This window comes from Streptomyces sp. NPDC047043, from assembly GCF_040644055.1.
Classification (GTDB): Bacteria; Actinomycetota; Actinomycetes; order Streptomycetales; family Streptomycetaceae; genus Streptomyces.
Map to the genome: position 1 here is coordinate 17,467 of NZ_JBEYVO010000066.1, position 12,538 is coordinate 30,004.

12 protein-coding genes and 3 pseudogenes are annotated in these 12,538 nt (G+C 70.3%); 7 read left to right on the plus strand and 8 right to left on the minus strand.

All coding sequences use genetic code 11. From position 1 onward, the window contains the following. Window positions 1-184: 184 nt before the first annotated feature. The 4 genes from ABZ880_RS52940 (at window position 185) to ABZ880_RS52955 (ending at window position 3,446) form a co-directional block, all read left to right on the plus strand. Window positions 185-1,045: a DUF1963 domain-containing protein gene (locus tag ABZ880_RS52940; protein ID WP_361278853.1), complete on the plus strand. Its 861-nt coding sequence runs from the start codon at window positions 185-187 to the stop codon at window positions 1,043-1,045. Between the two features lie 348 nt (window positions 1,046-1,393). Further along, on the plus strand, window positions 1,394-2,125 hold the full coding sequence (locus tag ABZ880_RS52945; protein ID WP_361278855.1) for a DUF4232 domain-containing protein: 732 nt from the start codon (window positions 1,394-1,396) through the stop codon (window positions 2,123-2,125). 59 nt (window positions 2,126-2,184) lie between these two features. Beyond that, on the plus strand, window positions 2,185-2,319 hold the full coding sequence (locus ABZ880_RS52950; protein WP_361278858.1) for a hypothetical protein: 135 nt from the start codon (window positions 2,185-2,187) through the stop codon (window positions 2,317-2,319). Between the two features lie 188 nt (window positions 2,320-2,507). Further along, a complete protein-coding gene (locus tag ABZ880_RS52955) occupies window positions 2,508-3,446 on the plus strand; it encodes an SGNH/GDSL hydrolase family protein (protein ID WP_361278860.1) in 939 nt (312 codons plus the stop codon). Window positions 3,447-3,586: 140 nt separating this feature from the next. On the opposite strand, the gene ABZ880_RS52960 is transcribed toward ABZ880_RS52955, so the two are convergent. Both ABZ880_RS52960 and ABZ880_RS52965 read right to left on the minus strand, forming a co-directional pair. Next, window positions 3,587-5,095, minus strand: a complete 1,509-nt coding sequence (locus ABZ880_RS52960; RefSeq protein WP_361278863.1) for an MFS transporter — start codon at window positions 5,093-5,095, stop codon at window positions 3,587-3,589. 68 nt (window positions 5,096-5,163) lie between these two features. Then, on the minus strand, window positions 5,164-6,351 hold the full coding sequence (locus ABZ880_RS52965; RefSeq protein WP_361278865.1) for an oxygenase MpaB family protein: 1,188 nt from the start codon (window positions 6,349-6,351) through the stop codon (window positions 5,164-5,166). Window positions 6,352-6,558: 207 nt separating this feature from the next. On the opposite strand from ABZ880_RS52965, the gene ABZ880_RS52970 reads away from it, so the two are divergent. Further along, window positions 6,559-7,191, plus strand: coding sequence for a TetR/AcrR family transcriptional regulator (locus ABZ880_RS52970; RefSeq protein ID WP_361278867.1), 633 nt, complete (start codon window positions 6,559-6,561; stop codon window positions 7,189-7,191). 58 nt (window positions 7,192-7,249) lie between these two features. On the opposite strand, the gene ABZ880_RS52975 is transcribed toward ABZ880_RS52970, so the two are convergent. Continuing rightward, window positions 7,250-8,578 (minus strand): GNAT family N-acetyltransferase, encoded by a 1,329-nt coding sequence (locus ABZ880_RS52975; RefSeq protein WP_361278869.1) that lies wholly within the window; start codon window positions 8,576-8,578, stop codon window positions 7,250-7,252. A 583-nt stretch (window positions 8,579-9,161) separates the two neighbouring features. Here ABZ880_RS52975 and ABZ880_RS52980 point away from each other — a divergent pair. Beyond that, on the plus strand, window positions 9,162-9,884 hold the full coding sequence (locus tag ABZ880_RS52980; RefSeq protein WP_361278871.1) for a flavodoxin family protein: 723 nt from the start codon (window positions 9,162-9,164) through the stop codon (window positions 9,882-9,884). Between the two features lie 601 nt (window positions 9,885-10,485). Continuing rightward, window positions 10,486-10,656, plus strand: a pseudogene (locus ABZ880_RS52985) (mobile element transfer protein); the annotation flags it as partial. Window positions 10,657-10,660: 4 nt separating this feature from the next. Here ABZ880_RS52985 and ABZ880_RS52990 read toward each other — a convergent pair. From ABZ880_RS52990 to ABZ880_RS53010, 5 genes and pseudogenes are all read right to left on the minus strand, one after another. Continuing rightward, window positions 10,661-10,929: pseudogene (locus ABZ880_RS52990) on the minus strand (alpha/beta hydrolase); the annotation flags it as partial. Between the two features lie 442 nt (window positions 10,930-11,371). Continuing rightward, window positions 11,372-11,533, minus strand: a complete 162-nt coding sequence (locus ABZ880_RS52995) for a hypothetical protein (RefSeq protein WP_361278873.1) — start codon at window positions 11,531-11,533, stop codon at window positions 11,372-11,374. 67 nt (window positions 11,534-11,600) lie between these two features. Continuing rightward, entirely contained in the window at window positions 11,601-11,924 is a 324-nt protein-coding gene (locus ABZ880_RS53000) for an SCO5918 family protein (RefSeq protein WP_361278875.1), read from the minus strand. Between the two features lie 22 nt (window positions 11,925-11,946). After that, window positions 11,947-12,156, minus strand: coding sequence for a hypothetical protein (locus ABZ880_RS53005; protein ID WP_361278879.1), 210 nt, complete (start codon window positions 12,154-12,156; stop codon window positions 11,947-11,949). 178 nt (window positions 12,157-12,334) lie between these two features. Further along, window positions 12,335-12,538: pseudogene (locus tag ABZ880_RS53010) on the minus strand (ATP-dependent helicase); the annotation flags it as partial.

The following is a 12,538-nucleotide window of genomic DNA, read 5'->3' on the forward strand; positions in this document are numbered from 1 at the left end:
ATGGACGCCAAATGGGCATTTGCGCTGTGACCTGGGCAACTTGGGAGGATTTGCAATTCGTGACACCGCGCACACTGCTGGCCGACGGGGCGCCGCGCCTGCCTGACATGCCGTCAGCCGCCTCCTCGGCGGCCCGCCGCGGTTTCGAAGCGGCTGTGCCGGCGCCTCCCCTTACGGTGTGCCCATGACTCCTGAGCTGTGGGACCGGTTAAGTCCCTTCCGTGACAAGGCGATTGAGCGGGGCATACCGGCCGACGACACAGAGCGTTGGCTGGCCACCGCCCGCCCCTGTGCGACGCTGGCGCGTGACGGGGACGGGCCGGTCGTGGGACGGTTCGGCGGTCCGCTGCTGCTTCCGGCCGACACCCCGGACCCCGCCCACCCCTTCGTCGCCTCCATCGACCTCGCGGCCCTGCCCGCCGACGTGACGGACCTGCCCCTGCCTCCCGACGGCCGGCTGCTGCTCTTCGCCTTCCCCGAGACCGAGGGCGATGACGAAACCATGGGCAGCGTGGTGTACGTCCCCGCCGGAACGGCCGTGGTCGAACGGGACAAGCACGCCTGGAACTCCTCCGACTGGGACGACTACGAGGCGATGTTCAAGGAGTTCCCGCAGGGTCCGCTGCATGCGACGGCCAATGTGTCGCTGCCGTGCCACAAGTCGGTCATACAGCCCGGCATGCCGTGGGGCGGGCCGCATCCCGGGCATCCCCGCTCCGAGGAACTCGTCGCGGTCTGGGAGAGCACCCGCGCGGACATCGCCCCCGAGGGGCCGCTGCAGATCGGGGGATACGCCGATGAGGAGGCCATCGACAACGACCCGGTTGCCTACGCCGTGGACAGCGCGGTGAAAGCCGCGGAAGCGGGCTGGGGGGACGGACCGGTTTCGGGTGACGTCTCGGACTGGGTACTCCTGGCCGACTGGGTGGCCGGCATGGACGTGCAGGGCTGGGAGAGCGCCACCGTCCACTGGGTGATCCAGCGCGAGGACCTGGCCGCGCGGCGCTTCGACCGCGCGTTCACCAGCGTCTACTGGAACCCCTGACCCGTTCCCGGGGCGTTTCGTGGTGAGCGGCGCGATCGCAGGGGGCTGGTGACCTGCTCCGGCGCGACTTCACTGCGTCACGCCCCAACGAGCGGTTCCTTGGAGTCTCGCAACAGCCGTGCGAGCGCCTCTGTTTCCTCATTCCCTGCTGCCCCTGACACCCGTTTCCCGCAGTCCCCGCATCCCATTCGGCCGTTCCAGGGGGACTGTGTTCTCCCTGGTCAGAGTGCATTTCGGCGTTCCAGCGTCCCCAAAACCCTGCTGGGCGTGGCGGTTGGGACGGATCACCTCACAAGCTTCGGTCATCCGATCACCACCGCCACCCGAACACCGAAGGGGCACAGCAACATGTCCAAGTACCGCACCTCCCGCACCCGTCTCGTCGCCGCCGCCGCGACCACCGTCCTCGCCGCGCTCTCCCTGACCGCCTGCAACGACGGAGCGGGCGCCCACGACGAGGGCGCAGCGGCGACCACCTCCACGACCCCTTCGTCCGGTGCGGCCTCGTCGGGTGCGGACTCCACCGGTTCGACGGGCTCCACGGGTTCGACCGGCTCGACGGGCTCCTCCGGCGGCAAGTCCACCGCCGGGTCCACCACCGCGGGTTCGAAGCCCGCCGCCTCCGCGTCGAAGGCGCCCGGCTCGTCAGCCAGGCCGGTCACCTGCGAGGGGTCCAACACCAAGACAGTGGCGGCCCCGCTGAGCCGCCCCGTGAACCACATGCTGCTCACGGTGACCAACACCGGCAGCAAGACCTGCTTCCTCTACGGCTACCCGAGCGTCCAGTTCACCGACGCCCAGTCCGAGCCGCCGGTCATCGAGGACTCGCAGCCGCAGGCGGTCGTCACGCTCGAGCCGGGTCAGTCCGGATACGCGGCCGTCAGCCTGTCCGCCACCGACGGCAGCAGCGGCAGCGGCCGCACCGTGAAGTCCCTGGCCGTCTACTTCTACGGTCGCTCCATGAGCGGGAACGCCGGCGCCGGCGCCCACCCGTCGCTGCCCGCCAAGGGCGTCTACATCGACGACTCGATCAAGGTCACGTACTGGCAGCAGTCGATGAGCGACGCCACCAACTGGTGACACCTGAGCGCCCGTTCGTCGAACAGCACCTCATGGACCCGGAAGGCAGGCAACCCGTCATGCGCAGCAGCACCCGCAGGATCTCCCGCTTCGTGACCGCCTACTTCGGCGCGGCCTTCCAGGTCATCGTCATGGGCAGCACGGGCCGCCTGGCGGAGGAGGCGGGGGTCCTCCGCCGCGGCCACGCGGTCTGAACTCTCCATCGCCGACGGTGAGTTGTACGCGCGTCACCGCGGGCGACCACCTGACCTACGGATGTCCTGGTTCTGTCACGCGACAGCCATCACGTGGTCTCACCGGTAACCACATGCGGCACTGCGTGCTCTCCTCTGACAGCACCGGAGCGGACCGCACCCATGAACCATGAAGACAGGAGCGCCTTGTGGCAACGGACACACGCCGACGAAATGCCCTGATGGCCTGTGCGGCCCTGGTCGTCGGTGCCCTCACCCTCACGGCCTGCGGCGGCAGCGCCACGGCGGACGGCTCCGGCCGGCGGTCGAAGGCCCAACTGGACCTGACCGCCGACTCGGTCACCACGAAGACCGCTCGGGCGGGGACCGCCTCGACCACGGCGGCCGGTCTCGACTACGTCGCGATGGGCAGCTCGTTCGCCGCGGGCCCGAGCATCCCGCCGGTGCAGTCGAGCAGCGGGGCGGCGGCGTGCAGCCGGTCGGACAACAACTACGCGAGCATCGTGGCCCGTGACATCGGGGCGAACCTGACGGACGTCACCTGCAGCGGCGCCACGACGGCGAACATCCTCACCGCCAACCAGGGTTCGCAGCCGCCGCAGATCAACGCCGTGAACAGCGGGACCGACCTGGTCACGATCACCATCGGCGGCAACGACGTCAACTACCTGGGCAGCATGGTCACTTACTCCTGCCAGAACAGCGGCGGCACGAACTGCGGCACCGTGGACCAGGCCGCGATCAACACCGCCCTCGGCACGGTGGGCGGGCGGATCGAGAACGTCGTGAACGCCGTCCACGCCAGGGCCCCGCAGGCACGCGTCCTGCTGGTGAGCTACTCCACCCTCCTGCCCGACACCGGCGGTTGCGCCGGTGTACCGCTCACCGCCGGCCAGCGGATCTTCGAGCGCAACGTCGCCCTCCGCCTGTCGCAGGCGTACATCGCCGCGGCGAACGACACCGGGGCGACCCTGGTCCGCTTCGCCACCGCCAGCCACGGCCACGACGCCTGCGCGGCCGACCCGTGGGTGGAGAAGTACAAGCCGGCCTCGGGCCGGACCACCTACCACCCGAACGAGGCCGGCATGAAGGCCGCGGCCTCCTTGGTGAAGTCCGCACTGGGATGAAGCCCGGGCGCGGGCACCGACATCCTGCGCCCGGGCTTCGACCGGTGTGCGGACGAGGGCGGTAAAACGCAAACCCCAGGCCACTGACCTGGGGTTTCAAATGGGGCGGTTGACGAGGTCGAACTCGCGCCACAGGGCGTCTACATGTGCACCACGGGCGCCTTGTCGGGGTCGGCGACCGGTGCGCCGCGGCGGTACAGCAGCACGCTGACCACCAGGCCGGCGGCGAAGAAGGCGGCCGACCACCAGTAGGCGGTGGAGTATCCCTCCAGGCTCGCGTGGGCCAGGACCATCGGGTCCTTGGGGTTGCGGCCCGCCAGGTAGTCGGTGACGGCGCTGGTCGCGAGGGTGTTGAGGAGAGCGGTGCCGAGGGAGCCGCCGACCTGCTGCATGGTGTTGACGGCGGCGGAGGCGACACCGGCGTCCTCGGTGCGCACCCCGTCCGTGGCCAGAGCCATCGCGGGCGCCATCACGAGTCCGAAGCCGAGACCGGCCACGATCAGCGGCGGCAGGATGTCGGTGGCGTAGGAACTGCTCAGGTCGAGACCGGTCAGCCAGACCATGGCGGCGGCCGCGATGCCCATACCCAGCGGGACCACCGGCTTGGGGCCGATACGGGGGACGAGGACGGTGGTGGCGAGGGTCGAGGTGAGCATCAGCCCGGCGATCATCGGGAGGAAGGCCAGTCCCGTCCTGATCGGGCTGTATCCCAGGCTCTGCTGCAGGTAGTAGGTGAGGAAGAGGAAGACCCCGAACATGCCGGCGCCGATGACCAGGACGGAGAGTAAGGACGCGCCGCGGTTGCGGTCGAGCAGGACGCGCAGGGGCAGCAGGGGATGGGCGGCCCGGGTCTGCCACCAGGTGAACACGGCGAGCAGTACGGCCCCGGCGAGCAGGAAGCCCCAGGTGGCCGGAGAACTCCAGTCGTGCGTCTCGGCATTGGAGAAGCCGTAGACCAGGCAGAACAGTCCGCCGGAGACGAGGACCGCGCCGGGGATGTCGATCCGGGCGCTCTTGTCGCGGGTGGTGCGCCGCAGCAGGAGGGCGCCGCCGACGAAGGCGACCGCCGCGAAGGCGACGTTGACGTAGAGGGTCCAGCGCCAGTCGAGGTGCTCGGTCAGGACACCGCCGAGCAGCAGGCCGATGGCGCCGCCGGCACCGGCGATCGCGCCGTAGACGCCGAAGGCCCTGGCGCGTTCCCTGGCATCGGTGAAGGTCGTGGTCAGCAGCGACAGAGCGGCCGGGGCGAGCAGTGCGCCGAAGGCGCCCTGGACGGCGCGGGCCCCGACCAGCATCTCGAAACTGCCGGCGGCACCGCCGAGCGCGGAGGCCCCGGCGAAGCCGACCAGCCCGACCAGGAAGGTGATCTTGCGGCCGAACAGGTCGGCTATCCGGCCGCCGAGCAGCAGCAGGCTGCCGAAGGCGAGGGCGTAGGCGGTGACGATCCACTGCCGGTCGCCGTCGGAGAAGCCCAGGTCCTTCTGGGCGGAGGGCAGGGCGATGTTCACGATCGTCCCGTCCAGGACCACCATCAGCTGGGCCACACCGATGACCGCGAGGATCCACCAGCGATGGGGAGGTGGTGCGTCCGCGGAGGGGAGGGCGGAGACCGTGTTCTCCCCCGGTGCCGGGGTGGAGGTTTTGGGCATGACGAAGCTCCTGGAGAGGTGAGGAGATATGAGCAGAGGTGAGCAGAGGCCGGGTGGCGAATCCCCGGTCAGGCCGCGGGGGCGCTGATACGCGTGGCCCGCGTGTGCGCCGGGCGCCGCGGCAGGTACGTGGTGGTGCCGCGCAGGACGCCGGCGACCGGTTCGGGTCCGGGCTCCGCGAGCGCGCGTCGCCGGGCCTCGCCGGCCGACGACGCGGAGAAGGTCTGCCAGTACCGTGCCTGGCGGTTGAGTTCGCCGATCAGCGGCATGAGGTCGGTCGTGGCGGGAACCGGAAGCCCCAGCCGCTCCGCCGGTCCGTCCCCGAGGGACTGGTGGAGCACGCGGTGGATGAGCGTCCGCAGCTGCTCCTCGGACAGGGCCATGCCCGGCGCACCCGCCATCGCACGGGCCTGTGCGTCGACCGTCGCGGCGGTCAGCGCACGGGAGTTGTCGTCGGGGCCGGCCGTCAGGGACTCCACCAGGTCCCGCAGCCGACGGGCGTCGGTATGGGTGGCGACGCTCTGGTGAAGGCTGTCGTCGATGCCCAGGAGATGGGCGACGTACGACCAGTACGCGTACAGCCGGCGCTCCTCCTCGTCGCTGATCTCGATGCCCACGGCCGCCAGCGCCTCGTACGCGACGAGGGTGAAGCCCAGCCAGAGGCGGGCCGTGTCCGCCTGGCTCACCGGCGCTCCCCCGAGGGATGTGTCCCAGCCGCAGGCGATCGCCGAGGCCCGTAGCCGGGCATGGCGCAGCCGGAGCCGGACCGTGGCCACGTACCCCGGGGCGCCGCGCAGCAGCCCGCCCGGCCGCAGCGCCTGCCGTATCCACACCCCGGTCTCCACGAGGCGGCGCGTGGCCAGGTCCTGCGGACCGCCCGTGCGGACCAGCGGCCCCGCGACGGCCGGGGACGCGTAGAGGTGGGCGAGGGCGGCGGGAATCGAGCAGAGCTGGAACCACAGGGGCGGCACGGACAGGGTCACGATGTCGCCCCGGTGCGGCGTCAGCGGGTCGACCCCGGCCGGGGCGGTCTCCAACTGCTCCAGCAGCGCGGTGACGGCTGCCGGGGGAGGTGCGTCCAGGACGTCCGGACCGGCCGGGCCGTACCGGAGTCCGGTGTCGAGGGCGCGCCGGGCCCGGTCGCCGTGGAGGTCCAGCTCGGCGATGACCGCGTCGGCGAGCGGATCGCCGTCGGCGAGCGTGAGCACGGGCGCGGGTGCCGTGCGGCGGTCGGGCTGCGAGGGGTGTGCGGTCATGGCGTTCTCACTTCCGGGAGGGGGCTGCGGCCGTGCGTATCAGGCAGGCGCGCATCGCACCGGAGCACTTCCTGACACCTGTCAGATTACCGAGAATCTGACAGGCGTCAAGTAAGGTGGGGTGCGCGTACGCGGGCACGATCGAAAGCAATGGAGGCAAGAGTGGGAGCAGCAACCGGATCCGCTCGGCGGCCGGGACGTCCCGGCGTGGACACTCCCGCGGTGCCCGAGGAGGAGAGCATCCTGCAACGCGGGCTGGAGGCCTTCGCGGAGCTGGGCTACGACCGCGCCTCGGCCCGCGAACTGGCCCGCCGCCTGAGTGTGAGCCACAACTTCATCAACGACCGCTACGGATCCAAGGCGGCCTTCTGGCGTGCCGTGGTGGACCACGCGCTCGGGGCGCAGATGGCCCTCCTGCCGGAGGCGGATCCCGCGGCCGACGGGGCCGAGCGCCTGCGGCGGGTGATCGCCGGCTTCTACCGGTCGGCGGTGGAGAGGCCGCTGGTGGGACGCATCATGGTGGACGAGTTCTCCCGCGACAGCGAGCGTCTGGACTATCTGTACGAGCAGTACATCGCGCCGCTCATGCAGCGCCTCCTGCCCGACGTCGAGAGCCTCGTGGCCGCGGGCCGCATGGCACCCGTCCCGGCGGACGTACTGTTCTTCGTCATCGTCGGCCCCGTATCGGGAATGCTGGAGGTGCCCCTGGCCCGCCGCCTGGGCAGGCCCGAGGCCACTTCACCGGAGCAACTCGGCGCAACGGCAGAGCTGTTGGCGTCCCTGGTGGTCAACGGCCTGCTCGCGACGGCTGCGGGGGGCGGTTCCCCGGAGGAGGCGTGAGAGGGGTAGTTGCCCGAACTGGCCGGCCGCCCACCCGCGCCGGGAACGTCTGCAGGATTCAGGTGCCGCCCAGGCGGTGGTCGAGCCAGACCCGGTCGCGCAGTTCGATGCCGTCGATCAGGGTGCCGGGCTCGTAGCCGGTGCGGCTGGTGAAGGCATCCCGTTCGATCGTCCGCAGTCGAAATCCCTGTCGCTGGTAGAAACGCAGGTTGCCGATGTCGGCCGCGGCGGTGGCGACCAGCAGGCATCGGCCCGACTCGCGCGAGACCAGGTCGATCGCAGCATGCACCAGACGCCTGCCCACTCCGGTGCGCCGACGGTCTTCCCGTACGGCCATGTTCTTGATCTCGAACGTGCCGGTCTGGTCGGATGCCACCAGTTGCAGATGACCGACGACATCCGTTCCTCGCAGCGCGACGAGCACACGCCCGTCCTCGATGTAGGAGTCGAGTTGCGTCGGTGAGTCCTCAGCCAGTTCGAACAGCGTCCTGATCTTCTCGCGTGCGCCGTCGTACTGCACCACGCGCACCTCGTCCGGGGCCTGCCTCACCTGCCTCACCAGAACGGCACGGGTGTACAGCAGGTGGAATCCCCGGCGCTGCACGTTCTGCTGCGACTTGGAGCCCGGTTGGGTGGTCACGACGGCGATGTCGCAGCCGGCGGCAGCGGCGGCGGCGAGCCGGGCCGAGAGCAGGGCCGTCTGCACGCCGCGTCGGCGGTACGCGGGGGCGGTCGCCGCACCCGTGAGCTGTGCGACGCCGTCCGCCGTGCGGAGGCTGCCGCCTCCGGCGACGGTGCCGTCGCACACCGCGATGTAGTGCACCACGCCGGCCGCGGCGAAGTCCCGCTCGGCGTTCGCGAGCACCTGACGCGGAAATTCCTCGTGCGAGGGAATCCCCTGGTCGTCGGGGTGGGCGAAACCTTCGACCACGGCGTCCAGCCACGCCTCGAACTCGTCGTCGCGACACACCCGGACTTCGATTCCGGGGGGAGCCACCCGCTCGTACGCGGGGTCGAGGGCGAGCCCGAGCACGTTCTCGAACGAGGCCAGCCGGTATCCGCGATCGGTCAGCAGAGCACCGACCGCCGGGTCGGCCAATTCGGACACCTCGGCCTGGACCGGCGCGCCACGATCGGCGAAGGCCCGCTCGATCCCGTCGAGTACGGCCGCGTCGGGCACACCGTCGAATCCGAGCCCGGCGATCTTGTTGAAGGGCGAGCCGTCCTCGGCGAACGTGGCCACTCCGCCCGCCACCCGCATCACGAAGCCGCCGTCGTCTGCCCGGCGAAGACAGGCGGCCTCCGCGGCCGCGGTCATCAGCTGCGCCTCCACGCGTTCGATGCGCTGCGCCGAGGCGACATCACAGAAGAGCGGCAACCGATTCATGGCCGCCCGCATCCCATCTCCGTGCCCATGGCCCGAGGCTAGCCGTGGCTCCCCGAGCGCGAGCGATCGAGGCTCTTACGGTTTCGGGAACTGTTCTGCACCCCGATGCCTCCGAACTTCCGTCTCTCGGTGATGTTCCGGGCCAGCCCGCAACCGCTCCCGACTGCGTTCGGTCAACCCTTCGTCGTACGCCGTCAGGCGCATGCATGGGCATGGGGCGGCCGTGGCCACCAAGTCCAGCAGCCGCGGCGGCTCGTGTGCGGCCACACGCCGGACGCAGGCGATCCGCCGGCCGAGGAAGTACGCGGCACGAGTCACCTCGGCGCCCACCCCGACCCGCCGCCGACGGTTTCCCGGCTCGGCTCCGCTCTGCGGATGCCCCGGGTCCACTCGGTGTCGTGGCGTCAGTCCATGCCGTACCTGACCACCTGCTGGGAGGGCAGCGGGATCACGCGCCGCTCGACATCGGTCGGAATGATGACGAATGGTGGATAAAGGCGACAAGCGGAGATCCACGCGAGAGGCTTCAGCTGGGTCCGTCACCGTCCCGGGACGAACCGCCATCTCGCGCCGAGGAGCCGCCGTGAACGCCACCGACGACAGCTACCGCTTCGACGACCTCACCGCCCTGTTCATCAATTGCACGCTCAAGCCGTCGCCCCAGGTCAGCCACACCCAGGGGCTGATCGACAAGAGTGCAGAGATCATGATGTCGCGCGGCGTCACCACGTCCGAGATCCGGGCCGTCGACCATGACATCGCCCCCGGCGTCTACCCCGACATGACCGAGCACGGCTCGGCGAGGGACGAGTGGCCGGCCCTGTACGAGCAGGTGATGGCTGCGGACATCCTGGTGCTCGCCGGACCGATCTGGCTGGGCGACAACAGCTCGGTCACGAAGAAGGTCATCGAGCGCCTCTACAGCTGCTCGGGGCTGCTCAACGCCGAAGGCCAGTACGCCTACTACGGCCGTGTCGGCGGCTGTCTGATCACCGGCAACGAGGACGGCGTGAAGCACTGCGCGATGAACATCCTCTACAGCCTCCAGCACCTGGGCTACACCATCCCGCCCCAGGCCGACGCCGGCTGGATCGGACCGGCGGGCCCCGGTCCCTCGTATCTGGACCCCGGATCGGGCGGGCCGGAGAACGACTTCACCAACCGCAACACGACCTTCATGACCTGGAACCTGATGCACCTGGCGGCCATGCTCAAGCGCGCCAAGGGCATCCCGGCCCACGGCAACCAGCGCTCCGAGTGGGACGCGGGGTGCCGCTTCGACGCGCCCAACCCCGACTACCGGTGAGCCCGATCGCAGGTGGAACCCGGGAGCCGACCACGTGAGCGCTTTCGTGTGTGAACACCGAGCCTGACCACCACGCGACACCAGCATCGCTGGAGCGCGACCGGGCCATGAGCAGTCGGCTATGAAGCGCGTCTTCATAGCCGGCGGTGCCTCTGAGCTCACAAATGTGCCCACCGACGCGGCTCAGCAATGGCTGGTTCGTCGAGCCCGTAGGCGGCAAACTCCGTGTCGTCGATCCGGTCGGCTCCACCCAACCGTGCTTGAAGCTCCCAACCCTCCGCGCCCGCCTGGGCGTTCCCGCACCCATGGCCGACGCCATCGCAGCCCGACTCTGAAGGCGGGTTTCACCGGGAGCCGCTACCTCTTCCGCCGCACCCGCTGAATTCCTGCGGTGGCCAAAAGAAGCAGCAGGGAAAAGCAGCACATCGTGATCACGGTGGCCCAGGACTCGTCCAGCCACCACCGTCCCCCCGCGGCCGCGAGCCCAAGTATCAATGCGATCCCGCTGAAGGCGATGAGCCCCCGTGTTCTTCGTGACATGCCGCCTGTCTACACGCCCTCGCACCCCTCGGGTCAGCGATCAACGAAAAGGAGATCATCCGTGACCGCCAACCGCCGCTTCCGAGACGTCACCCGCATCGGCCCCGTCCAGGTCGCCACCGCCTACGACGACCGGGGCCGCGAGAAGCCCACCGCCGCCTGCACGGCTGCGCGCTGCGGCTTCTCCACCGACTACGACAGCCGAGCCGCCGCCGAACTCGCCGCCCGCACCCAGTCGCGATCCGGTCGAACTCCTCGTCCGTCGGCCGCTCGCCGTGGTTGGGCACGTCGATCGCGGCGACCGCGAACCCGCCCTCGGCGGCGAAGCGATGCGCGCGGGCCAGGATGCCGGGGGCCTTCTTGTGTTGCCCCCCGCCGTGTCCCATCAGGAGCAGGGGGCGAGTGCCGTGGGCGTCTTCCGGCGTCCACAGCACGCCGGGATCTCGTCGAGGGTGAAGAGCTGTTCGGTCACGCCGCCCGACGACGTCTTGGAGACGAAGCGCACAGCGTTTCAAGCCTTTCGGGATACCTCTGCAGGCGCTCCCCAGGCGCCATGCGAGGGAGGGAGCCCCAATCTGTCACAGCGTTGATCGGTCTCAGCTCCTCGAGTGCGCGGCGATGAGGCTTCATCGTGCGCATGGCGCAGGTGGGCCCCGACGGTTCGACCGCAGCGGCATCGAGGCCGACGCGCCCGCATCCGGCCCGCTGCTGTTAGTCGGAGAGCAGGGGTCGTGACGACGCCGTACGGCTGCCGCATGGGCGTCTGGCACGGCTGCCTCGTGCCTCTGCTCGACGGCCGTGTCCGCGATCTGCGCACCGGTGAACTGCACGGAGAACCCGGCGAGTTGATCCAGACCTGCGTCAACGGAGCCACGGGTCCGTTCGTCCTGGACATACAGGACCTCCCGAGGAGGCCCCCTCATGGCCGCAAGTGCCCCTGCTGTCAGTCAAGTCGCCCCGCGCCCGCACCCGGTGCGGGCCTCCTCCAGGGCGTGCGCCAGGGGTGCCACGGTGGTCGGGTCCAGCTCGCCGCGGGCGCGCACCATCCGGCATTCGTCCAACAGTTCGGGCGCACGGCAGGGCTCGGGCGGGTCGGGGCGAGGGCACATGAGGCCCATCCCCTCTGTCCGCTCGGAGTTTCACGGCGGTCGGCCCGACGCCGCCCGCCGCAAGGCGTCACGCGTCCTGCGGGCCGGGGCTCCCGAGCAGCTCCGAGGCGGCCTGGAGGGGGGTGCGGGCACCCGGGGCCGAGGGTGGGACGGCCTCGGGGCGACCGTGGCAGGTGAAGCCCAGGCGGGCCATGGACCGGGTCACCTCGTCGCCGGTGAAGTCGCGGCGGTCCTGCCGGGTGATGACCTCGCCGACCTGCTTCACGGGATAGCGACGGCGGCCGATGGTCACGGAGTCACCGGTGACCAGCTCGGGTTTGACACCCGCCATAGAGGCCAGCACTCCGTCCCTGGTCAGTTCGAACGGGTATCGGGCGATGACACAGCGCATGATGATGCCTCACAGGGAGAAGTCACGGGCAGAAGGAGACGGAACCGGCGACCGGGCACGGTGCGCCGAGGATGTCCCGCAGGCGGACGCGGTCCGTGTAGGCGGAGCTGTCGCGGTGCACGACGAGTTCGGCCCGGGTGACCGAGCCGGTGCGCTCGTCGTCCCCGTCGCACAGGAGGAGGTACTCCACCCCCGCACCGGCCATGACGGACAGGGCGACCTCGACGGTCATGTCGTCACGTACCCGCAGCTCGGTCGTGTCCCGGTGGTCGGCCCTGACCGTGAGGCCGGCAGTGGTCGGGCTTCGATGCGTCTGAACCGGTGTCACGGCTGCCTCCTGCGATACGGGTGGACGTTCTGGTCGAGATGGCTCCGGACAGGCCGTCGTGTCGACGGGGGACCGCCGATTGTCAGGTGGTGCGGTGTTTGCCCGTGGTCCGGCCTCGGGTGGTGCGTCCGCGTCGGCCTCGGGCCGAGGCGGACGCGCCGGTTGTGGTGCGGCGGGCGGGCTCGGGGGTGGGCGGGGTGATGGTGACGGGGATGCCGGAGGGGGTTTTGGCGCCGGTGATGCGGCTGAGTTCTGCCTCGCCGGATCGCACCGCGGTGATGGTCGG